The sequence below is a fragment of the Marivita sp. genome (assembly GCF_051251565.1).
Lineage (GTDB): Bacteria > Pseudomonadota > Alphaproteobacteria > Rhodobacterales > Rhodobacteraceae > Marivita.
This window is the reverse complement of sequence record NZ_JBPOFB010000016.1, coordinates 37,269-60,147: the sequence shown is the minus strand read 5'-3', so window position 1 is coordinate 60,147 and position 22,879 is coordinate 37,269. Positions and strand designations below refer to the sequence as shown.

Below are 22,879 nucleotides of genomic sequence, written 5' to 3'. Positions count from 1 at the left end.
TGTCTCCGCCGTGTTTATTTCTGTTTATTGTGTGTAGCGGATCGGGCTGCGCCCGATCCCACCGGCTGGGGGTTTCACCCCCAGACCCCCAAGGTATTTCAGGCCCAAAGAAGCATTAGGACGGCAGCTTGGCCTTGCGTAGGTACGGAAGCACGGTGTCAATCTTGCCGTATTTGGCAATCGCGTCTGCATCACTGACGGATGTCGGTACGATCACGTCCTGACCTATTGTCCAGTTCGCCGGAGTCGCCACGTTTTCCCGCGCTGAGGTTTGAAGCGCATCCAGCGCCCGGAGTACTTCGGCAAAGTTGCGGCCCACGGACATTGGATAGGTCATGGACAGCTTCAGTTTCTTGTCTGGTCCGATGATGAACACAACCCGCACGGTTGCGCTGTCGGCAGGGGTGCGGCCATCGGGCAGCGCGTATTCCGCAGGCAGCATGTCGAACGCCTTGGCCACGGTCAGGTCTTCATCCGCGATGATCGGAAACCCGGCTTTGGCCCCGGAGGTCGATTCAATGTCGCCCTTCCATTTCTTGTGATCTTCAACACCGTCCACGGAAATGCCCATCACCTTGGTGCCGCGTTTATCCCATTCGCTGGCCAATTGGGCCACAGCACCGAATTCGGTGGTGCAAACCGGAGTAAAGTCCTTGGGGTGCGAAAACAGGATCGCCCAGCTGTCGCCGATCCAGTCGTGAAGGTGCAGCGTGCCCTGATCCGTCTCGACCGTCAGGTTTGGAATTTCGTCATTGATGCGCAGGCCCATGGGCGTGTCTCCTTATGGTGTTTCGTTCGTGCATTACATATGCGAAAATTCCGATGTTTACACCCCTTGCGAGGGAAAGTTGGGGGTGACACTGTGTCGTTCAACATCCTCTGCAAGGAGACAGCCAGATGATCGAGAAACGCCAATTTTACATCAACGGTGCATGGGTCAACCCAATGGATGGCCGGGATCATCACGTCATTGATCCGTCCACCGAAGACCCCTGCGCGGTGATCGCACTGGGCGGTCAGGCCGACACGGATGCCGCTGTAGCCGCCGCTAAGGCCGCGTTCCCGTCATGGATTGCAACGCCCCCGGCGGAACGGATCGCACTGGTTGAAAAGTTGCTTGAAATCTACCAATCCCGTGGCGAAGACATGGCGCAAGCCATGAGCATGGAAATGGGCGCGCCGATTGATATGTCCCGCTCCAGTCAGGTGGGCGCGGGCACATGGCACATCCAGAATTTTCTCGACGCAGCGCGCGGTTTTGCATTCGACCGCCCGCTGAACGATCATAGCCCCAATGACCGGATCATCTACGAACCGGTCGGCGTTTGCGCGCTGATCACGCCGTGGAACTGGCCGATGAACCAGGTCACGCTCAAGGTCTGTGCGGCGGCGATTGCAGGCTGCACGATGGTTCTCAAACCGTCCGAGGAAAGCCCGCTCAACGCGTTGCTTTTCGCCGAGATGATGCACGATGCAGGCTTTCCGCCCGGCGTATTCAACCTTGTCAACGGCGATGGCACCGGTGTCGGCAGCCAACTGTCCGCACATCCTGATATCGACATGGTGAGCTTTACCGGCTCCAGCCGTGCGGGCACGCTGATTTCCAAATCCGCCGCCGACACGCTCAAGCGGGTGCATCTCGAATTGGGCGGCAAGGGGGCCAACCTGATCTTTGCCGATGCCGATGACAAGGCGGTGAAACGCGGCGTGTTGCACATGATGCAGAACACGGGTCAGTCCTGCAACGCACCATCCCGCATGATGGTCGAAGCGTCGATCTATGACCGCGTGGTCGAAGAAGCGGGCGAAATCGCATCAAAGGTCAGCGTCGGTCCCGCCTCCGCCGAAGGTCGCCATATCGGTCCAGTGGTCAACGCCGCGCAATGGCACAAGATTCAGGACCTGATCCAGAAAGGCATTGACGAAGGCGCGCGTCTGGTGACCGGCGGTGTGGGACGCCCGGAAGGGTTGAACAAGGGGTTCTACGTCCGCCCCACCGTGTTTGCCGATGTGACCAACGACATGACCATTGCCCGCGAAGAAATCTTTGGTCCCGTCCTGTCGATCATGAAGTTCGACACCGAAGAAGACGCGGTGACCATCGCCAATGACACGGTCTATGGCCTCACCAATTATGTCCAAAGCCAGGACGCCGCACGCCGCAATCGGCTGGCCCGTCAGCTGCGTTCGGGTATGGTGGAAATGAATGGCGTGGGCCGCTCTGCCGGGTCGCCGTTTGGTGGTATGAAGCAATCCGGCAACGGGCGCGAAGGCGGCCTCTGGGGGATCGAGGATTTCCTTGAGGTCAAAGCCGTTTCGGGCTGGGCTGCCGAATAAACCTCAATGAGGCAGGGGCGTTGGCCCCCTGCTTCTTCTTTTTCAAAATATGCAAAGAAACGCGCAGCCAACGGCTGCGCGCCCGTCGGACGCGGCAGCGTTCGAAATTGTTCAGAACGGCGCTTTCGCCCGGAATTTCATGCCTTCACCGCCATCGGGATGGCGCAGGCGCAATTCCTCTGCATGCAGCATCATCCGTGGATAGGCGCTGGCTGTGTCCGGCGCGTAAAGCGGATCGCCCAGAATGGGGTGACCCAGCGACAGCATATGCACCCGGAGCTGATGACTGCGCCCGGTCAATGGATAAAGCTTGACGCGGCTCTCCTCATCCGATGCTTTCATGACTCGCCAATCCGTGACCGCCGGTTTCCCGGTTTCGTGGTCTACCTTCTGCAAGGGGCGGTTCGGCCAGTCCACGATCAGCGGCAGATCAATGGTGCCGGTCTTTGGGTCCATCCGCCCCGCCACCCGCGCAAGATAGGTCTTCTTGATGTAGCGTTTTTCGAATTGGAGCCCAAGGTGGCGCTGGGCGTGGGGCGTGAGGCCAAACACCATGACGCCGGACGTATCCCGGTCCAGCCGGTGCACGAGCAAGACCTGCGGATAGGCCGCCTCCAGTCGCGCGATCAGGCAATCCGTCAGGCCCGGTCCCTTGCCGGGGACGGACAACAACCCGGCGGGTTTGTTGACGACAAGGATCTGGTGATCCTCGTGCAGGACGTCCAGCGGCGTATCGGGCGGAGTGTATTCGGTCATCCGCCCCGTCTACGCAGCTTGGCGTTTTGGAACAAGGCCGAGAAACGTCGTCCAGAGTTTCTGGCTACGCCCGCACCCGCGTCGACGTTGGATCATACATCGGCTTCAAAGATGCCTCAGCACGGACCCGCGTGCCCGCCACGTCGATCTCGTAGGTCGAGGCCAGAATCTGTTCTGCGCTTTCACCTTTGCAAGGCACATAGCCCAAGCCGATTGCCGCCCCAAGATGGTGTCCGTATGCACCGGAACTCAGGTAGCTGACAATTTCTCCGTCTCGCAGGATCGGTTCGTGATGATACAGCAGCGGCTCGGGATCGGTCAGCCGGAACTGCACCATCCGGTTTTGCAAACCGTCCTCGCGCTTTTGCAAAACCGCATCACGACCGATGAAGTCAGGCTTTGCAGTCTTGACCGCAAAGCCCAGACCAGCCTCAATCACATGGTCTTCGCAGGTGATGTCATGGCCAAAATGCCGGAACGCCTTTTCGATCCGGCAGGTGTCCATCGCATGCATCCCGCAGAGTGTCAGGTCGTGGTCCTGCCCTGCGTTCCACAGCGTTTCGAACACATGGCCTGCCTGATCCGCAGACATGTAAATCTCCCAACCCAGCTCTCCGACATAAGACACGCGGTGCACCCGCGCCGTACCAAGTCCGATCTCGATCTCCTGTGCGGTGCCGAACGGGTTGGCGTCGTTCGAGAAATCATTCGGCGACACTGCCTGCATCACCGCGCGCGCCTGCGGTCCCATCACTGCCAGCACGCCTTCGCCTGCCGTCACATCGGTGATGACAACCCGCCGGTCACCTACATGGCGGTGCAGCCAGATCTGATCTGCAGCCCGCGTCGCCGCCGGGGTCACAACAAGATAACAGGTCTCGGACAGACGCGTGACGGTGACATCCGCTTCGATCCCGCCGCGCGTGTTCAGGAACTGCGTGTAGACGATCTTGCCCACCGCGACCGAGAAATCGCCACCGCCCACATGGTTCAACAGCGCTTCGGCATCCGGTCCTTCGACCCGCAGCTTTCCAAAGGACGACATGTCGTACATCCCGACGTTTTCGCGGATCGCCTTGTGTTCGCGGGCGACATTGTCAAAGAAGGTTTGCCGCTTCCAGCTATAGGCGTATTCGGGGATCTGCCCATGGGCCGCGTACCAGTTCGCCCGCTCCCAGCCTGCAATTTCCCCCATCACTGCGCCACGGTCCAGCAGGTGCTGATGGAACGGCGTGCGCCGCACACCGCGCGCGGTGGCTTTCTGGCGGTAGGGGTAATGGTCGGCGTAAAGCAGACCCAGCGTTTCGGTGACCCGCTCCTTGAGATAGCGCCGATTGCGCTGGAACGGCTGTGCGCGGGCGATGTCAACGTCGCCCAGGTCAAACGGCTTTTGCCCGTCTTCCATCCACTGCGCGAGCGCCATGCCCGCGCCGCCTGCGGATTGAATGCCGATCGAGTTGAACCCGGCCGCGACCCAGACATTGTCCATCTCGCGCGCCTGTCCAAGGTGATAGGCGTTGTCGGGGGTAAAGCTTTCTGGTCCGTTGAAGAAGGTGTGAATCCCTGCCTCCGCCAGCATGGGCATGCGGTTCACCGCTGCTTCCAGGATCGGCTCGAAATGGTCGAAATCCTCGGGAAGTTGATCAAACTCGAAACTGTCCGAAATGCCGTTCATCCCCCAGGGCTTCGACACCGGCTCAAACGCGCCCAGCATCATCTTGCCGGCGTCTTCCTTGTAATAGGCACATTCATCCGGAACGCGCAGCACCGGCAGGGCCTCAAGCCCGGCGATGGGTTCGGACACGATGTAGAAATGCTCGCAGGCCTGAAGCGGCACGTTCACACCCAGCATCTGCCCAACCTCACGGCCCCACATACCCGCGCAATTGACGACGTGATCGCAGGTGATGGTGCCGGATGTGCCATCTTCGGCGGCCCAATCAACCGACGTGATCTGTCGGGCGTCGCGGGTCACGCCCGTGGCCTTGGTGCGCTCAAAGATCTGCGCACCCCGCAGGCGTGCGCCCTTGGCCATCGCCAGCGCGATATTGGCTGGATCGCCCTGCCCGTCACTGGGCAGGTAGACACCACCCACCACGTCCTCGGTGTTCAGATGCGCGTATTTCCGTTTGATCTCGGCCGTGTCGATTTCCTCGACGGGCACGCCAAATGCCCGCGCCATCGCAGCGGTGCGGCGCAGTTCCTCGTGGCGTTCGGTGGTCAGTGCCACCGAGATCGAACCGGTTTTGCGGAACCCGGTTGCAACGCCAGTTTCCTCTTCGATGCGGGAATACAGATCAGCAGTATATTTCGCCAGCTTGGTCATATTGGACGACGCGCGCAGCTGCCCGATCAGACCCGCAGCATGCCATGTCGTGCCAGAGGTGAGTTGCTTGCGTTCCAGCAGCACAACATCGGTCCAGCCAAGTTTGGCAAGGTGATAGGCCACGGAACAGCCGATAACACCGCCGCCGATAATGACGGCGCGTGCGTGCGTGGGTAGGGTCATGTCAGGTCTCCTGCGTATCCCGAATATGGGGCGTATGGTGAGTGGATGCAGTCAAAGAGAAGCTGTGTGATCATGAGAGCGCCCAACACACCCGGTCTGCATTTTGCAATCCGGGCGCTGGCATATTTGGAAAAAGAAGAAGAAGGGGCGCGCGCGTTAACCTTAACGCAATCCCAAAGGGCAGCCGATCGGGGGCAGGGCCAACGCGCATCGGTTTCACCCTTTGCCAAAGCGTCGGGACAGTTCCGCGATATGTGCGGGGCCGGTTTCACAGCAGCCTCCTAGGACAGTTGCGCCGCTTGCGACCCAAGTGCCTGCTTGATCGGCATATTCTTCGGGGCCCATATCACGACGCGCGCTGAGCGCTTCTACTGTGGATTTGTCCTCGAGGAATTCCTTCGTGATCCGGGTAAAGGCGTTGGCATAGGCGCCAACCTGTTTGCCGCTGGTCTTGAGAACGTCGAGTGCAGCGGGCATCGCCTCGGGGGCTGAACAATTGGCCAGCAGAACTGCCGCGTCCTCACAAAGCGCGACCGCATCTGCAAGCGCTTCGCCCGAGCGCAGGCGGTTGCCGTCTTCGTCATCAACGGAAAACGCGATCCAAAGGGGTTTGCCCAAGCCGTGCACCGCGTCAAGCGCGGCACGGGTCTGAGCGGCAGAGATCACCGTTTCAAACAGCAGCATGTCGCAGGACGGGGCGAGCAGATTGGCAATCTCGGCCATCCGCGCGACCGCAATGTCATGCGGCGGCTGAACATCGGCGCGGTAAGACGCACCAAGCGGCCCAATGCTGCCTGCCACTTGGCCAGACCCATGGGCCGCGCGGGCCTCAATCGCCATATCAACAGCAAGGCGGTGCAGATCTTCGAACCGGTCCTCGAACGGGGTGCCTTCAAGCCGGTCGCGGTGGATTGCATAGGTGTTGGTGGTGGCAATATTCGCCCCAGCCGCAAAGTAATCGGCATGGATGTCACGCACCAGATGCGGGGCGTCGATCATCACTTGGGTGGCCCAAAGCGGTGTCGGCTTTGCGCCGGACCGGTGCACAAGCTCTTGCCCCATGCCACCGTCCAGAAATGTGATTGTCATGCGAGCAGCCTTTCGTTTTGCGGATCCCAGAGGGGTTCATCCTTCTGGACCACCGCCTTGCGCATTTCGCCGTAGATGTCGATCTGAAGTTCTGTGCCGGGCACCGCCAGATCGGCCCGCAGCATGCCAAGCGCGATTGACGCATGTACGCGATACCCCCAGCCCCCGCTGGTGGTTTCGCCAACGACCTGCCCGTCATGCCACAGCGTGGACATATAGGGCGCGTCGCAGTTACCCGCGTCGACGGTCAACGTGACAAAGCGTTTCTTTATGCCTTGCTGTTTTTCCTTCATCAGCGCGGCCTTGCCGGGGAAGTCCTGAGGTTTGTCCAGTTTGACAAATCGGTCCAGCCCGCCTTCGAACATCGTGTAGTCCGTCGATAGATCGCCCTTCCAAGCGCGGTAGCCTTTCTCAAGGCGCAATGCGTTGAGGGCATACATTCCAAAGGGTTTGGCTCCGGCAGCGATCACCGCGTCGTAGATCGCGGGGATGTCGGCGTTTTCGGCATGGAGTTCCCAACCAAGTTCTCCCGCAAAGCTGACCCGCAAAAGGGCCACCCAAGCGCCTGCTATTTCGCTGTCCTGAAAGCTAAGCCATGGCAGCGTCAGGTCACCTTTGCAAACCTGGCCAAGATAGTCGCGCGCAGCGGGGCCAGTGACGATGAGAGTGGACATGCGCGTGGTCCAGTCTTCCAGCGTGAACGCAGCATCTTCGGGCATGTGGCGCTCAAGCCATTCGCGGTCGTGCCATTGTGCGGATGCAGCTGTGACAAGAACGAACAGGTCTTCCGCTTCGCGCGTCACCGACATCTCGGTCACAATCCGTCCCCGGTCGTCGGCGAAATAGACAAGCCCGATACGGCCGATCTTGGGAAGCGCGCCGGTGACAAGCCCGCGAAGCCATTCATCTGCGCCCGGACCGTGAATCTTGAACCGGGAAAAGCCGGGCAGGTCGAGAACACCGCAGTGATCGCGCACTGCTTCGCACTCTTCTTTGATGCGCTGCTGCCACGGACCGGAGCGCGCCCAGGTGTGGGTGCTTTCCTCGGATGTGTCGTCGCCGGGTTTTGCGAACCAGTTGGCGCGTTCCCAGCCATTATACGCCCCCATGACACCGCCTGCCGCGACGACCTTGTCATGCACCGGCGACAGCTTTTTGTCCCGCCCGGCAGGCCATTCGTGATGCGGGAAATGCATGGCGTATTCGTGGCCGTAGACCTCGATCGCTTTTTGATTGCAGTAATCCTGATCGGTGTAGTCGGTAAAGCGGCGCGGATCGACCGCCCACATATCCCATTCGGTCTGGCCTTCCGTGACCCATTCCGCCAGCACCTTGCCCGCGCCGCCGCCCTGCGTGATGCCAAAGGTGAACACACAGGCCTCGAACGCGTTGGGCACGCCCGGCATCGGACCAATCAGGGGCAGACCATCGGGCGCATAGGGGATCGGGCCGTTGATGACCCGACCGACACCTGAGGCACCCAGGATCGGCACACGCGCCATCGCGTCCTCGATATACCATTCGAGCCGTTCCAGATCGTCGGGATACAGCTGAAAGCTGAAATCGTCGGGCATCGGATCATCCGGCGTGACCCAATGCGCCTTGCAGTTCCGTTCATACGGACCAAGGTTCAAACCGTATTTTTCCTGCCGCAGGTAATAGCTGCTGTCCACATCCCGCAACAGCGGCAGCTTGCCGTTTTCCTTGGACCACACCTCAAGCTCGGGCACGGGTTCAGTCAGGAAATACTGGTGGCTCATCACAGCCATCGGGACAGTGCGCCCCCCGTAAGGCTTGAACCATTCGCCAACGCGTTGGGCGTAATAGCCTGCGGCGTTGACCACCTTTTCACACGCGATGTCGCCCTTGTCGGTGTGCACGATCCATTCGTTACCGTTGCGCGTCACGCCTGTGGCCGGGCAGAACCGTTCGATCCGCGCACCCATCTGGCGCGCGCCTTTGGCCAAGGCCTGCGTCAGCTGGGCGGGGTCGATATCGCCATCGTCAGGATCGAACAGCGCTCCGGCTAGGTCGTGGGTTTCGATGAACGGATAGCGGTCCTTGATGTCCTCAACCGCCATCATTTCCAGATCAAGACCCTGATACCGGCCCATTGCGCGGGCGCGCTCGAATTCCTGCATCCGTTCCTTGGTGTGGCCCAGACGGATCGACCCGGTGACATGGTAGTTCATCGGGTAATCAACCTCGTCCGCCAAGGTCCGGTAAAGTTCCAGCGAATAGCGCTGCATGTTCATCACCGCCCAGCTTGTGCTGAAGGATGGGCAGTTCCCGGCGGCATGCCATGTCGACCCGGCGGTCAGCTCGTTCTTTTCAAGCAGGACGCAATCCCACCCCGCTTTGGCGATGTGATAGGTGCAGGAGGCCCCGACGACGCCGCCGCCAATGATGACGACGCGGGTGGTGGTGGGGAAATCGCTCATGATGGTCTCCTCAGTTCCAGGCCAGGCGCAGCGCAAGCCCGCCAAAGACAATTGCAGATATCTTGTTGATCCAGCCCGACGCGCGCTTGATGCGGGCGGCGGCCAGCCCGGCAAAGCCCCCCAGAACGCAGTAGACCGCCAGTTCCCCCACAGCGAGCAGCGTGCCGAGGATCAGGATTTGCTGCCAGACCGGGCCAATGGCGGGGTCGGCGAATTGCGGCAGAAAGGCCAGAACGAACAGGCCCACCTTGGGGTTCAGGATGTTGGTCAGAAACCCCCGACGAAACGCGCGCCATGTATCGCTGCGCCCTTCGCGGTGTGCGTGATCGGATGTGTCGGTCCACGTGGTGTAGGCCAGCCAAAGCAAGTAAGCCGCCCCGGCATAACGCAGCGCGTCATAGGCGATGGGATAGGTCAGCAGCAAAACCGCAAGACCTGCCGCCGCGATCACTACATGCCCCATCACACCAAGCCCAATGCCCGCCGCTGCCGCCATACCCGACCGCGCACCGCCGCGCATGCCGCTGGCCAGTGTGAACATCATGTCTGCTCCGGGCGTAAGGTAAAGCACCAGTGCCGCCCCCATGAAGGTGATATAGGTCCAAAGCGGGATGCTCAGGGTAAGGTCAATCACGGCTCAATCCTCTCGCTGCGGGTCGTTGGGGTTGATCTCGTAGTAGTCGCCCTTGGATCTTGTGTGGATATGGCCACGCAACATCAGCCCGGTTGCACCGTCGATGGACCCGGTGGAAAAGCAGATGAACGGATCCTCCTCGTGATCCCAGAACAGCGCTGATCCACAGGTCGGACAAAACCCGCGCCGGGCTTTTTCAGAGGATTGGAACCAACGGACCTCGCCTGCGATCTCAAGCCCGCCATCGGCAACATAAGACGACGCCCAGACATGTCCCGACTGCTTTCGGCACTGCGTGCAATGGCAGGCCGCCGGTGCGCCTGGCGTGCCATTGACGCGGTAGGTGACGGCACCGCACAGACAGCTTCCCTTCATGCCCGGCCTCCGGGTGGCACAACCGTGCTGCCAAGCAGAAGGCCGTAAAGGATGAACGACACCGCAAGAACCCGTCGCACGACCGTGTTCGCCACCATGCCCAAAGCCGCACGCCCCAACCCCGCACCAAGCGCGGTATAGGTGACATAACTTGCCGCTGTGATGCTCAGGGCGGTGGGCACGATCACCCACATCTGTTGGCCTATGGGCACATCCGGCATCACGAATTGCGAGAACGCGGCCAGATAGCCCGCCACGCTTTTGGGATTGATCGTGGCGATGGCAAAGGCCCGCCCGTAAATCGACCCGGCGGTCGGCACTTGCGCCGCAAGGGGTTTGCGCGCGGTCATCCAGCCGCGCACCCCCAGCCAGATCAGGAACCCCGCGCCGATGATTTTGGCGATCAGAAACGCCGTCGGAGATGCCGCAATCAGCGCTGTTACCCCAAGCGCTGACAGCCACAGGAACAAGAAGGCTTGGGTCAGGATTGCCAACACACCCCAAAGCGATTTCGCAAACCCGTGCGTCATGCCGTTCTGGATACAATTCACCGCGTTGGGTCCAGGGGAGGTGACAAACACCACCCAAAACAGCGCGAAAAGGGTCCATGCCTGATACGTCATCAATACACCGGCGGCGCGATGACCCAGATCGCCACGGCAGGGGCGTCATAGGGATTGATCCACTCGAACGGTTCCGCCTTGATGCGGAAACTGTCGCCCGGACATAGGGTAAAGCGGCGGTCGCTGATTGTCAGATCAAGCTTGCCCGACAGGATATACCCGACCTCTTGCGTCGGGCGTGTGGTCACCTCGCCCCGGCGGCTGTGCGGCTGGAAGGTGGAATGCACGACTTCGAAATCGTCTGACAGATCGGGCGATAGCAATTCCTCGACCAGACCGCTTTCGCCGCTGCCAATCGGACGCCGCGCCCCGGCGCGCACCACATAGCCTGCTTCGTCAGCTTGCACATTCGGTGTGCCAAACAACAGGGACATCGGTACGTCCAAAAGTTTGGCAATCTGGCGCAAGTCGGAAATTGAGGGCTCTGACAGGTCGCGTTCGATCTGGCTGACCCAGCCCACGGACCGCCCCATGCGGTCTGCAATATCCTGCAACGTCATCCCACGCGCCTTACGCAGTGCGCGTATGTCGGCGCCAAGCGTCTTGCTGTGAAGAACCGGATCGTGCTGCACGACTCGCCCATGAAATTTTCTACAGGAATTTCATGGCATGAAATCGTGAAAATTCAAAAGAAATTTTCACTGGGTCGGAGCAGAGGGCACAGAACAGCGCGCTCTATGGCACGGCGGAAAAGGTGGTGTTTAGAATATCCGTCAGGGCATCGGCATCCCTTCGCGTGAACGCATCCGCCTGATTGCTGTCGATATCGAACACGCCCAACAAACGGCCCTTACCGTTCCAGACCGGCAAAACCAATTCCGACCGGGTCGAAGATGCACAGGCGATATGGCCGGGAAAGGCATCTACGTCGGGCACAAGCTGCACTTTGCCCGTCTGCGCCGCAGCCCCGCACACCCCGCGCGAGAATGGGATGGTCAGACACCCATGCCCCCCCTGATACGGCCCGATCTTGAGCAGGTCCGGCCCCGCCACGCGGTAAAACCCGGTCCAGTCAAAGCGGTCATCGGCGTGGTGAACCTCGCAGGCAAGGGTGGCCATGAGGCTCACCGTATCGGTCTCGCCTTCGGTCAACGCGGCGATGGTCTTGGCGAGAGTTGTGTAGTCAATGGTCATGACGCTGCCTTTGATAGTTGGAAAGGGGGCGCTGCCCCCTCGCCCCGGAGAAACTCCGGGGCTCACCCCCGGGATATTTTTGAACCAGAGAAGATCAGAGGCGTTCAATGGCAATCGCCGTGCCCTCGCCGCCACCGATGCAAATCGCCGCCACGCCACGTTTCAGCCCACGCGTTTCCAGCGCGTTGAGCAGCGTCACCATGATCCGCGCCCCAGAGGCCCCAATCGGATGGCCCAAGGCGCAGGCCCCGCCGTTGACGTTCACGATATCGCGGGACAGCCCCATTTCGTGCATGAAAGCCATCGGCACAACTGCGAAGGCTTCGTTCACCTCCCAGAGATCCACATCGTCCTTGCCCCACCCGATCTGAGCCAGCAGCTTTTGCGCGGCGGGCACAGGTGCGGTGGTGAACAGACCGGGGGCCTGCGCATGGCTGGCATGGCCGACGATCCGTGCGCGCGCCCGATTGCCTGCGGCGGCGGCACTGGTCAGGATCAGCGCCGCTGCCCCGTCCGAGATGGAAGAACTGTTTGCAGCTGTCACCGTGCCGTCCTTGCGAAACGCAGGTTTGAGCGTCGGGATCTTGTCGGGCCGCGCAGTGCCGGGTTGTTCGTCCTGCGCCACGGTCACGTCGCCGGTGCGGGTCGAGATTGTGACGGGCGTGATCTCATGGGTGAATGCACCGGTTTTCTGAGCGTCCAAGGCGTTCGACAGCGACCGCAGCGCATATGCGTCTTGTGCGTCGCGGGTGAATTGGAACGCCTCGGCGCAGTCTTCGGCAAAGGTGCCCATCAGACGACCTTTGTCATACGCGTCTTCAAGCCCGTCGAGGAACATATGGTCGATCACCTGCCCATGGCCAAGCCGCGCCCCGCCGCGCATCTTGGGCAGCAGGTAGGGCGCGTTGGACATCGATTCCATGCCGCCTGCCACGATCGTGGTCGCCCGGCCAAGGGCAATGGCATCAAACGCCATCATTGCCGCCTTCATGCCTGACCCGCACATCTTGTTGAGCGTCGTGGCGGGCACCTCTTCGCCCAGACCCGCGGCGAAACCTGCTTGCCGCGCCGGGGCCTGGCCCTGCCCCGCAGGCAGGACGCAGCCCATCAGCACTTCGTCGACCGCAGGCGCACCGGCCTGTTTCAGCGCCGCGCGGATCGCTGCACCACCGAGATCGGCGGCGGTCACGTCCGAAAACACGCCCTGAAAGCCGCCCATCGCGGTGCGCGCGGCCCCTGTGATTACAACCTCTGGCATCGTGATCTCCACACTGTCTGATCTTGGCTCTTGCATACCGGATGGTAAGGATTGGCGTCTAGGGTGCGTGGCATATCAATCTGCCGAGGCCTTATGGAACTGACTGTAGACCTGTACCCCACCGCCACCGTGATTCGCGTGAATGCCGCCCGCATAGACGCGCCCAATGCGCTGCAATTCAAAGAAGACATGCGGTCCCTGACGGCGCGCAAGGACGGACGATTCATCCTTGATTTGCAACAGGTCGATTTCATTGATTCGAGCGGGTTGGGCGCGGTGGTTGCATCGATGAAGCAACTGCGCCCGGGCCAAACACTTGAACTGGCAGCGCTGCAACCGATTGTCGAAAAAGTGTTTCGACTGACCCGGATGGACACGATCTTTGCAATCCACGACAGCGCGGAACAGGGCATTGGCAGCGGAACTGGCTGACCTGCCTGCGCGCCGGGTACTGGACCTGTGCCTGCCTGCGTTGAACGATGTCACCCCGCTGATACTGTCACGGGTTGGGCACGCAGTGGCGCATTCAAGCCTCCCACACCTTAAAGATGATGTGCAGATCGTTCTGGCCGAAGCGCTGAACAACATTGTGGAACATGCCTATAAAGGTGGGCCATTTGGTGCCATCGCCCTGACGATCACGCTACGGGATCGACATGTGCACCTGTGCCTTACAGATTGGGGGCATGCCTTGCCGGACAATGCGGTGCCGCGCGCACAGGGGCCCGACCCCGATACGTTGTCGGAAGGAGGCTATGGCTGGTTCCTGATCCATGCCCTCACGTCCGAGATTCGCTATGCGAGAATCGCGCGGTCAAACCGCCTGACTCTTCGGTTTCGCGGCTAGCTGAACGAAGCACACCGTCACGGTTTCGCCAAGTTCGCGCAAATTGTCGTTAAATGGGAATTAATTCATCTATTTCAGAGCCTTCTGGGAGCGATTTCAAACACAATGACAAACAATGGCCGCAATGTGTGCGAATTTTGGACGGGATTGAACGGCAAAACATACGGGTAGCTGCTCAAGCTTCACCTCGACGTCGCGCCATTAACAGCCCCCACCCAGTGTGCGACGTCGAGGTACTGTTTCCCCCCAAACATCATTCGATTGACCTTGCCCCCCGTCTGCCTATTTTGGCCGCGAAAAGGGGAGAACAATCCGATGCGCGATTTTCAGATGCCGGGCCGCTCTGCGGTGATGGCGAGCAATGGTATGTGCGCCACATCGCACCCGCTGGCAGCACAGGCCGCCGTGGATATCCTGAAGCGGGGGGGCAATGCGGTGGATGCCGCGATTGCGGGCGCTGTCATTCTGGGTCAGGCCGAACCGGCGATGACGGGAATCGGCGGGGATTGCTTTGCCTTGATTTCACCCGCTGGTGGCGATGATGTCATAGCGATCAACGGATCGGGGCGCGCGCCTGCCGCAGCCCATGCCGATGATCTGCGCAACCGGGGCGAGACCACGGTTCCGCTTTATGGCCCCGAAGGCGTGACGATCCCGGGCGCCATCGATGCGTTCTGCACCATGTCCGATCAATGGGGCCGGTTGGGCCTTGCTGACAGCCTTGCACCGGCCATCGACTACATGGAAAACGGCTTGCCTGTCGCTGACCGCGTTGCATGGGATTGGGCCCAGAATGCGCATCTGCTTCAGGGACATGCACGCAATCACTACCTTGTGCAGGGCGCGACGCCAAAGCGCGGTGACCTGTTCCGCTTGCCCGGCAACGCCGAAGCGCTCAAGCGCATCGCGGCACAGGGGCGTGATGGGTTTTATACAGGCGAAGTGGCCGAAGACATGCTTGCCACGCTGAACGCGCTGGGCGGTGTGCACACCGAAGCCGATTTCGCCAACGTCAAAACCACCATCGGCGCACCGATCAGTGGCACCTATCAAGGGCGCGAATTGCTGGAACATGCGCCAAACGGGCAGGGGGCCACGGCCATTCTGCTGCTCAATATTCTGTCACAGTTTGATCTGGCCTCGCTTGACCCGTTCGGCGCAGAACGGGCGCATATCGAAGCCGAGGCCACGAAACTGGCCTATGACGCCCGCAACAGGTTCGTCGCCGACCCCGATCACATGACCAAGCTGGATCACATGCTGTCGATGGAGACAGCCCGGAAACTGGCGGCTTTGATCAATCCGAAAAAGGCCATGACCGGCCCCGCCGCCCTTAGCGAAGCGGTGCACAAGGACACGATCTATATCACCGTGGTCGACAAGGACCGCATGGCGGTGTCGCTGATCTATTCGGTCTTCCACAGCTTCGGGTCCGGCTTGGCGTCCGAAAAGTTTGGCATCCTGATGCAGAACCGTGGCGCGGGCTTTACCCTGCAAGAAGGGCATGCCAACGAATATGGCGGCGGCAAGCGTCCGATGCACACGATCATTCCGGGGATGCTCCGCGATGCCGGGCGCGTGTCGATGCCGTTTGGCGTGATGGGCGGGCAGTATCAATCCTGCGGCCATGCGCGGGCTGTCACCAACATGACCGATTTCGGTCTTGATCCGCAGGCGGCGCTGGATGCACCGCGGTGTTTTGCCGAAAACGGCAAGCTGATGATGGAACGCGGGTATTCCGATGCGGTGCGGGCCGAACTGACGGACATGGGCCACGAGGTGGAAACGCCCGAGGTTGCCATCGGTGGCGCTCAGACGATCCTGATCCATGAACATGGCGTTCTGGAAGGCGCGTCCGATCCCCGTAAGGATGGCTGCGCCATCGGCTATTGATCAACGCCCCCGGCTTTTCGAAAAGCCGGGGGAACCTCTTGGATAGAGGGTCGGCCTGATCAGTAACTGTAGTCGCCGTAAATCCGCGTCAGGTCGCCATTCCAGTCGCCTTTGTAACGCTCTATCAGCTCATCCGCGAGGGTCTGCCCGGTCTCGACGCTTTCCTTGAGCGCATTCAGAAAATGCGTCTCGTTCGGGACGAGCCCACCGGCGCCGGGGCGCGCACGGGCAACCAGCCCGGCCTCGGAAATCGCCAGCGCCTCGCGGGCCAGATCATGCATCTTGATCCCGTTCACCTCGGCCTGAAGCCCGTCCACCGATGCGGCGACGCGCAACTCCTCACGGGTCTCTGCATCCCAATCCTTGACCAGGTCCCACGCTGCATCCAGCGCGCTTTGGTCGTAGGTCAGGCCAACCCAGAACGCAGGCAACGCACAAAGCCGCCGCCACGGGCCACCATCGGCGCCGCGCATCTCGATGAACTTCTTGACCCGCGCTTCGGGAAAGATCGTGGTCAGGTGATCGGCCCAATCCGAAAGGGTCGGTGTCTCGCCCGGCATTGCGGGCAATTCCCCCTTGAGAAAGTCGCGGAACGATTGGCCCAACGCGTTGTGGTACACCCCGTCGCGGTAGACGAAATACATCGGCACATCGAGCGCGTATTGCACCCAGGCCTCAAAGCCGAATCCCTCTTCGAAGACAAACGGCAACATGCCGGTGCGCGCATCGTCCAGATGCCGCCAGACCCGCCCACGCCAGCTTTTGTGACCGTTCAGCGTGCCTTCAAAAAACGGCGATGTGGCGAAAAGCGCATTCGCAACCGGCTGCAACGCCAGCGCCACGCGCATCTTCTGCACCATGTCCGCTTCGGATGAAAAGTCGAGATTGACCTGAACCGTACATGTCCGCCGCATCATGGTGGTGCCAGCGGTGCCGACGCTTTCCATGTAGCTGTCCATCAGCTTGTAACGCCCCTTGGGCATCAGCGGCATGTCCTCATGCTGCCAAATCGGGGCCGCACCCAAGCCAATAAACCCAACGCCGATCTCGTCCGAGATCGCTTTGACGTCGCGCAGGTGATCGTTCACCTCGTCACAGGTCTGGTGGATCGTCTCAAGCGGTGCGCCCGACAGCTCCAGCTGCCCACCGGGTTCCAGCGAGATATTCGCGCCGTCTTTTTCCAGCCCGATCAGGTAGGGGCCTTCCATAACCGGCGACCAGCCATGACGGTCCCGCAGCCCTTCCAGAACAGCCAGAATAGAGCGTTCACCCTCATAGGGCAGGGGCCGCAAACTGTCTTTGCAATAGCCGAATTTTTCGTGCTCGGTGCCGATGCGCCAAGCGTCCTTGGGCTTGCAGCCCTCCGCAAGATACTGTGCCAGCTGGTCTTCGTGTTCGATGGGCCCGCCGCCGGACTGTGGAATGGACATGGCGCATCTCCGGTGTGTCTGCTCGTCAATCGGGGTCAGCCTTGGGCTGATTTTCGGGGGCTGTCAATGCAACTGCGCAATGCGTTTCGAGAGGTCAGCCCTGCGCCACAGCACAATTGGTTTGCGACCCTCTTGTTTCAAGGTCGCGGCCATCCGTCCGGGGCTGAGGCCGGGCAGGCTCGCAAAGGCATCAAACAGCGCATCCGCCCCTTCGGCATTGACCGGAATGTGCAACGCGGGCCCACCTTCGTGGGTGATGACCCAGTGGCGCGGATGTTCTGCGGGATCAAGGCTGAGCGAGGTCACTGCATCAAGATCGACCATCCCCCCGTTGAGAGGTCCGAAATACCCGATGCGTCGTTCCACCACCTGAACCACGCCGGGGCCTCCGCCGCCCATCCGCGCCCGCCCTTTTTGCATCCCGGCAAAAGCAAGCACGGCACCAAGCACCAGCGCAAGATACCCAACCCATGTCAAAAGGCCCGGCGTGACCCCAAAGCTCCAGTAAAGGCCAAGCAGCAAGACCGCCGCACCGATAAGCGCCTCCCGCCACCGCAGAAAGATCGCGCGCACTTCGGGTCGGATAAAGCTCATGAATGGTCACCGCACGCGCCGCATCCGTTGACGGATGCGCGCGTTTCTGTCGGCCGAAACGCTGTCATGCCCAATCCCCCAACGTGCTCTGCCACAAGGTCAGCGCGGCCACCGCCGCCGTATCGGCGCGCAGGATACGCGGCCCCAGACTGATCGCCGAGGCACATGCCATTCCCCGCAATCGGCGGCGTTCTTTGTCGGAAAACCCACCTTCGGGACCGATCAGAATCGCCCATGCACCCGGCGCATGGGGCAGACGGCCAGTTTCCCCCACAAGCGCCTCGTCACAAAACGCGATCCGGCGCTGGGTGTCCCACTTGGTCAGCACACGGTCCAGCTTTGCCAACTCGGTCACCTCGGGCACAAACACACCGCCGCATTGCTCTGCGGCCTCAACGGCATGCGCCTGAAGCCGATCCTGTCTGATCCGTTCCGAATTGGTGTGGGCCGTCTGAACCGGCAGAATCCGCCGCACACCCATCTCGACCGCCTTTTCAACGATGAAATCGGTGCGCGCTTTCTTGATCGGTGCAAACAGCAACCACAGGTCGGGTGGCGTGGACTGCGGCTGCGACGGCTCCCGACAGACCAGAACGCCACCGCGTTTTCCGGCCTCGGCCACGTCGGCCTGCCATTCGCCGTCATGCCCGTTGAACAGCGCCACACGCGCACCCACCGTCAGCCGCATCACCCCAAAAAGGTAATGCGCCTGTTCCCGCGTCAGAGCGACAGGTTGTGCCGCCCCAAGCGGCTGATCTACAAAAAGCCTGACTTTCGCATTCATGGAGCAACACATATGCCCGGCCCGCAGATTTCACCAGACCAGAGCGGTCAGGTCGCTGATGCTGTTTCGGGCAATTGGGTCGACACCCGTGCCCCCGCTTGGACGCGCCCCTACCTGCGCCTAAGCCGCGCAGACCGGCCCATCGGGACATGGCTGCTTTATCTGCCATGCGTCTGGGGTACGCTTTTGGCGATGCTGTTCACCGAAGAAGCGCGGCTTTTCGATGCGTGGATCCTCCTTGGGTGTGGCATGGGTGCATTCCTGATGCGCGGCGCGGGCTGTACCTGGAATGACATCACCGACCGCGACATCGACGGGTCCGTCGCCCGCACCGCCTCGCGCCCGATTCCCTCGGGTCAGGTCAGCACGAAACAGGCGCTGATGTGGGCGGTGCTACAGTCGTTTCTGGCGTTTGGCATCCTGATCACTTTTCCGGTGCAGGCCATCCTTCTTGGGGTGATCGCGCTTGTCCCGGTGGCGATCTACCCCTTTGCCAAACGGTTCACATGGTGGCCGCAGGTGTTTCTGGGTATCGCTTTCAACTGGGGCGCGTTGCTGGCGTGGACGGCCCATACCGGCCAATTGCAATGGCCAGCGGTGTGCCTGTACCTTGCCGGCATGGCGTGGACGCTGTTTTACGACACGATCTATGCCCACCAGGACATCGAAGATGACGCGTTGATCGGCGTCAAATCCACCGCGCGCCTGTTTGGTGACGACACCCCCCGCTATCTGGCATGGTTCCTTGTCCTGACCGTCGCGCTGATGGGATGCGCTATCATCCTCGCCGCCCCCCGAGGCGAGATTTTCGCGCTCGTGATTGCGCTTGGCGGGCCATGGGCGATGGGCTGGCACATGATGTGGCAGATGCGCCGTCTCAAGCTGGACGACACCGATCGCCTGCTTGTCCTGTTCCGGTCCAACCGGGACGCCGGATTGATCCCTGTGCTGTTTTTCGCCGTAGCGGTTTTCGTATGATTGCACTCGCGGGCGCTGCGGCGTATCGCTTTGCGACCATAAACTGACGTGGAACATAGATGCGCCTGTCCTCGATCTTTATTCTGTTATGTGCTTTTGCCAGCGCCGCACTGCTCAGCCTTGGGGCGGCATGGGTTGCGGCAGGGGCAGTGGAAGAGGTTTCTGAACAGGCTGTGCGCACCGAACTGGACCGCGATGCGCTGACCTGGGCGGATGTGGATACGAACGGCTTGCAGGTGTTCCTGATCGGCACCGCCCCCACCGAAGCGGCCCGGTTTCAAGCGCTCAGTGCGGCAGGGCGGGTTGTCGACGCCGCCCGCGTGATCGACCAGATCGATATCACCGACGCCGATGGAATCGCTCCGCCCCGGTTCTCGATCGAACTGCTGCGCAACGACAGCGGCGTGTCGATGATCGGGCTTTTGCCATCGGATATCGACCGCGAACAGCTTGTGGCAGACATTACCCGTGCCGTGCCGAATGCGCCTTTGTCCGACCTTCTGGAGGTTGCGAATTACCCCGTACCTGACGGGCTGGACGAATCGCTGGAATACGCGGTGTCGGTCCTGCGGCTTTTGGACCGGTCCAAGATTTCGGTCGAAGCCGGGCGCGTGACCGTCCGGGGCGCCGTGGCCAACGAGGACACCCGCCGCCGGGTCGAGGCTGATCTGGCCCGTCGCGCCGGGGACAGCGTGCGCCTCGCGCTTGAGATCACGGCACCGCGCCCGGTGATATCCCCGTTCACCCTGCGCTTTATCAAAGACGAAGACGGCGCGCGCTTTGATGCCTGCGCAGCCCCCACCGAAGAAGACCGCGCCACGATCCTGACAGCAGCGGCCACGGCAGGCCTGTCCGACAAGGCCGATTGCCGACTTGGCCTTGGAACCCCGACCAACGAATGGGGCGCTGCGGCTGCAACCGGAATCGCGGCGCTTGATACGCTGGGTGGCGGCAGCATCACCTTCGCCGATGCCGATGTTGCGCTTTTTGCGTTGGAAGGCACGGATCAGGCGTTGTTTGACCGTGTGGTTGGCGAATTGGAAACCGGGCTTCCGGATGTGTTTGTGGTCAAGGCGACGCTGCCAAAACCCGCGTCCGACACACCAGAAGGGCTACAGGAATTTACTGCAACGCGCAGCCCCGAAGGCGATGTGCAGCTGCGCGGCCGCATCAACAGCGAGATTTCCCGCCAGACCGCCGACAGTTTTGCCCGTGCCGCGTTCGGCTCGTCCACCGTGCGCACCACCGCGCGGGTCGATGAAACCCTGCCCGCGAACTGGTCAAGCCGCGTTCTGGCTGGTCTCGAAGCCCTGTCGCGCTTGTCGAATGGCGCTGTTTTGGTGACACTCGACGGCCTGCGGATCACTGGCAACACAGGAAACCAGAACGCCAGCTCGGAAATTTCGGGCCTCTTGGCGGACAAGCTGGGTGAAACCGAAGTGTTCGAGATCAATGTCACCTATCAGGAAAAACTCAATCCGCTGCTTGGCATTCCGACCCCCGAACAATGCGAAGCCCAGATCGTCGAGATCATCGGCGACCGCAAGATCACGTTCGAACCGGGATCGGCCACGCTCGACGTGGCAACGCAGGATCTGATGGATGAAATCGGCGAACTGTTGCAGCTATGCGGTGACATCCCCTTGGTGATTGCCGGGCACACGGACAGCCAGGGCCGCGAAGAGATGAACCTGCAACTGAGCGAGGATCGTGCGCAAGCCGTGGTCGAATCGCTGCGCCAGCGCCGAGTGCTGACGGCAAGCTACGAAGTGCGCGGCTATGGCGAAGAACAGCCCATCGCTGACAACGATACCGAAGAAGGCCGCGAAGCCAACCGCCGCATCGAATTCAAATTGCGGCGTCCGGACCCCGTGGTCGAAACGCAAACAACACTCGAAAGCATTGCAGAACCCGCGCCAACGGACGACACCACAGACGGCGACGGCGCAGAGGGGACCACCGATGAACAGAACTGAGTTTGTCATCACAACCGCGATCATCCTGTTCGTGGCGTTCTGCCTGGGCTGGTTTGCCAATTGGCTGGTGCACCGCTTCACCCGCGTCAGCCAGGCCGACATGGATCAGCTTGAACGCATGAGCCAGGAACTCCACGAGGCCGAGGAAACCCGCGATCAGGCGATCACCTACCTGCAACAGCGCGAAGCGGAACTGACCAACCAACTGGCCCAGACCGAAGCTGAACTGTCTGCTGCGATGGAAGGCCTCCGCGACGCCCGCCACGAAGCCGAAGAAATGCGCGTCTACGTAGAACGCATAAGCGCAAGCTAGACATGCGTTCCGGCGGATGGGCTGTCGTGATCAAACGCCCTGATAACAGCCGATAGGGCTTCGTTTGCAACAGAGGAACGCAAGCGTCACGCACCGATCAGTCAAAGACCTCTTGCGCGGTGTCTGCGGTCAACCTTTGGTCTCCGTCACCCCAGCCCTATCGTGCTGCCTATCTCTGCGCGGGCGGCGAGGCCATGCAGATCGGGCAGGCTCAAAGAGCCACCATCCCGCAAAACCAGCCCGTCATGCTCAAGCGCACGGAGCTTCTTGTTGATGGCTTCGCGGGTCACACCCAGAAGCTGTGCAAGATCTGTCTGAGAAAAATGACGCGTAAAGCGTGCGGTCTGTCCGTCGATTTCGGCATGATTCTGGGCCAGATCGTAGAGCCGACGTGCCAGCCGTGCATCGAGTCCAGAAAAGGCGAAACCGCCAATGGTGTCGATGTTGCGCCGCAGGATGGTGCACAGCGACAGGATCAGATGTCGCGCAACGGCCGGGTCGGCGGCGAGGGCGGTCTCGACCGCGGCCACCGGAAGCAACAAGCAGCGCGATGTCTCAAAGGCCGTTGCAGTCGCGGAACGGGGCAATTTATCGAGAAGTGCAATCTCTCCGAAAGAGTCTCCGGGTTCGGCAAAGTGCAGCGTGAGTTCACGGCCCTCCCGATCCGCGATCCAAAGACGCACCTGCCCCGAGATAACGACCCGCAGCCCGTCTACCCTGTCGCCCGCTGCAAAGATCTCAGTGCCCGGCTGGATGACGCGGATCGAACTGGCGTGAGCAAGCGGCGCAAGACTGTCTGGGGCCAAGTCTGCAAAAAGATAACACTCTCTCAGAACGGCCTCTTTCTCATCACGAAGCCCGCTCATGTGTTCCCCCGGCTGTCATAGCATCCTGCACGCCCTACGACA

General features: G+C 61.0%; 22 protein-coding genes. 7 read left to right on the top strand and 15 right to left on the bottom strand.

The window, feature by feature from the left end:
* Positions 1–115: 115 nt before the first annotated feature.
* Positions 116–769, bottom strand: a complete 654-nt coding sequence (locus ACSHXH_RS16050) for a peroxiredoxin (protein ID WP_435672804.1) — start codon at positions 767–769, stop codon at positions 116–118.
* A gap of 128 nt (positions 770–897) precedes the next feature.
* Here ACSHXH_RS16050 and ACSHXH_RS16045 point away from each other — a divergent pair, with 128 nt between their 5' ends.
* Complete coding sequence (locus ACSHXH_RS16045) at positions 898–2,337, top strand: aldehyde dehydrogenase family protein (protein ID WP_435672803.1); 1,440 nt, start codon at positions 898–900, stop codon at positions 2,335–2,337.
* 111 nt (positions 2,338–2,448) lie between these two features.
* Here ACSHXH_RS16045 and ACSHXH_RS16040 read toward each other — a convergent pair whose 3' ends face one another.
* The 10 genes from ACSHXH_RS16040 to ACSHXH_RS15995 form a co-directional block, all read right to left on the bottom strand.
* A complete protein-coding gene (locus ACSHXH_RS16040; protein ID WP_435672802.1) occupies positions 2,449–3,093 on the bottom strand; it encodes an RluA family pseudouridine synthase in 645 nt (214 codons plus the stop codon).
* Between the two features lie 64 nt (positions 3,094–3,157).
* Complete coding sequence (locus ACSHXH_RS16035) at positions 3,158–5,602, bottom strand: GcvT family protein (protein WP_435672801.1); 2,445 nt, start codon at positions 5,600–5,602, stop codon at positions 3,158–3,160.
* Between the two features lie 216 nt (positions 5,603–5,818).
* Positions 5,819–6,691, bottom strand: coding sequence for a homocysteine S-methyltransferase family protein (locus ACSHXH_RS16030; protein ID WP_435672800.1), 873 nt, complete (start codon positions 6,689–6,691; stop codon positions 5,819–5,821).
* Positions 6,688–9,132: a GcvT family protein gene (locus ACSHXH_RS16025; RefSeq protein ID WP_435672799.1), complete on the bottom strand. Its 2,445-nt coding sequence runs from the start codon at positions 9,130–9,132 to the stop codon at positions 6,688–6,690. Before ACSHXH_RS16025 ends, ACSHXH_RS16030 begins: the two co-directional genes overlap by 4 nt.
* A 10-nt stretch (positions 9,133–9,142) precedes the next feature.
* On the bottom strand, positions 9,143–9,766 hold the full coding sequence (locus tag ACSHXH_RS16020) for a LysE family translocator (RefSeq protein ID WP_435672798.1): 624 nt from the start codon (positions 9,764–9,766) through the stop codon (positions 9,143–9,145).
* A gap of 3 nt (positions 9,767–9,769) precedes the next feature.
* On the bottom strand, positions 9,770–10,141 hold the full coding sequence (locus ACSHXH_RS16015; RefSeq protein WP_435672797.1) for a GFA family protein: 372 nt from the start codon (positions 10,139–10,141) through the stop codon (positions 9,770–9,772).
* Positions 10,138–10,764: a LysE family translocator gene (locus ACSHXH_RS16010; protein ID WP_435672796.1), complete on the bottom strand. Its 627-nt coding sequence runs from the start codon at positions 10,762–10,764 to the stop codon at positions 10,138–10,140. The genes ACSHXH_RS16015 and ACSHXH_RS16010 overlap by 4 nt, the downstream gene beginning before the upstream one ends.
* A complete protein-coding gene (locus tag ACSHXH_RS16005; RefSeq protein ID WP_435672795.1) occupies positions 10,764–11,336 on the bottom strand; it encodes a helix-turn-helix domain-containing protein in 573 nt (190 codons plus the stop codon). The genes ACSHXH_RS16010 and ACSHXH_RS16005 overlap by 1 nt, the downstream gene beginning before the upstream one ends.
* Before the next feature lie 103 nt (positions 11,337–11,439).
* Positions 11,440–11,898, bottom strand: coding sequence for a GAF domain-containing protein (locus ACSHXH_RS16000; protein ID WP_435672794.1), 459 nt, complete (start codon positions 11,896–11,898; stop codon positions 11,440–11,442).
* A 94-nt stretch (positions 11,899–11,992) separates the two neighbouring features.
* Positions 11,993–13,156 (bottom strand): acetyl-CoA C-acyltransferase, encoded by a 1,164-nt coding sequence (locus ACSHXH_RS15995; protein ID WP_435672793.1) that lies wholly within the window; start codon positions 13,154–13,156, stop codon positions 11,993–11,995.
* A 93-nt stretch (positions 13,157–13,249) separates the two neighbouring features.
* Here ACSHXH_RS15995 and ACSHXH_RS15990 point away from each other — a divergent pair, with 93 nt between their 5' ends.
* The 3 genes from ACSHXH_RS15990 to ACSHXH_RS15980 all read left to right on the top strand — a co-directional run bounded on the left by ACSHXH_RS15990 (position 13,250) and on the right by ACSHXH_RS15980 (position 15,896).
* A complete protein-coding gene (locus ACSHXH_RS15990) occupies positions 13,250–13,588 on the top strand; it encodes an STAS domain-containing protein (protein ID WP_435672792.1) in 339 nt (112 codons plus the stop codon).
* Entirely contained in the window at positions 13,569–14,003 is a 435-nt protein-coding gene (locus ACSHXH_RS15985; RefSeq protein WP_435672791.1) for an ATP-binding protein, read from the top strand. Before ACSHXH_RS15990 ends, ACSHXH_RS15985 begins: the two co-directional genes overlap by 20 nt.
* Before the next feature lie 315 nt (positions 14,004–14,318).
* Positions 14,319–15,896 (top strand): gamma-glutamyltransferase family protein, encoded by a 1,578-nt coding sequence (locus ACSHXH_RS15980; protein WP_435672790.1) that lies wholly within the window; start codon positions 14,319–14,321, stop codon positions 15,894–15,896.
* 59 nt (positions 15,897–15,955) lie between these two features.
* On the opposite strand, the gene ACSHXH_RS15975 is transcribed toward ACSHXH_RS15980, so the two are convergent.
* The 3 genes from ACSHXH_RS15975 to ACSHXH_RS15965 all read right to left on the bottom strand — a co-directional run bounded on the left by ACSHXH_RS15975 (position 15,956) and on the right by ACSHXH_RS15965 (position 18,704).
* Complete coding sequence (locus tag ACSHXH_RS15975) at positions 15,956–17,326, bottom strand: glutamate--cysteine ligase (protein ID WP_435672789.1); 1,371 nt, start codon at positions 17,324–17,326, stop codon at positions 15,956–15,958.
* 63 nt (positions 17,327–17,389) lie between these two features.
* Positions 17,390–17,920, bottom strand: a complete 531-nt coding sequence (locus ACSHXH_RS15970; RefSeq protein WP_435672788.1) for a hypothetical protein — start codon at positions 17,918–17,920, stop codon at positions 17,390–17,392.
* A 64-nt stretch (positions 17,921–17,984) separates the two neighbouring features.
* Positions 17,985–18,704 (bottom strand): 16S rRNA (uracil(1498)-N(3))-methyltransferase, encoded by a 720-nt coding sequence (locus ACSHXH_RS15965; protein WP_435672787.1) that lies wholly within the window; start codon positions 18,702–18,704, stop codon positions 17,985–17,987.
* 12 nt (positions 18,705–18,716) lie between these two features.
* Between ACSHXH_RS15965 and ubiA the strand changes: the two genes are divergently transcribed.
* The 3 genes from ubiA to ACSHXH_RS15950 are packed head-to-tail and all read left to right on the top strand — an operon-like array spanning position 18,717 to position 21,971.
* Positions 18,717–19,682, top strand: coding sequence for a 4-hydroxybenzoate octaprenyltransferase (ubiA, locus tag ACSHXH_RS15960; RefSeq protein ID WP_435672786.1), 966 nt, complete (start codon positions 18,717–18,719; stop codon positions 19,680–19,682).
* A 59-nt stretch (positions 19,683–19,741) separates the two neighbouring features.
* On the top strand, positions 19,742–21,658 hold the full coding sequence (locus ACSHXH_RS15955; protein ID WP_435672785.1) for an OmpA family protein: 1,917 nt from the start codon (positions 19,742–19,744) through the stop codon (positions 21,656–21,658).
* Positions 21,645–21,971 (top strand): hypothetical protein, encoded by a 327-nt coding sequence (locus tag ACSHXH_RS15950; RefSeq protein ID WP_435672784.1) that lies wholly within the window; start codon positions 21,645–21,647, stop codon positions 21,969–21,971. The genes ACSHXH_RS15955 and ACSHXH_RS15950 overlap by 14 nt, the downstream gene beginning before the upstream one ends.
* A gap of 146 nt (positions 21,972–22,117) precedes the next feature.
* Here the strand turns inward: ACSHXH_RS15950 and ACSHXH_RS15945 are convergent, their stop codons facing one another.
* The gene (locus tag ACSHXH_RS15945; RefSeq protein ID WP_435672783.1) at positions 22,118–22,837 is read right to left on the bottom strand and encodes a Crp/Fnr family transcriptional regulator; all 720 of its coding nucleotides are present in this window, start codon (positions 22,835–22,837) and stop codon (positions 22,118–22,120) included.
* Between the last annotated feature and the right edge of the window lie 42 nt (positions 22,838–22,879).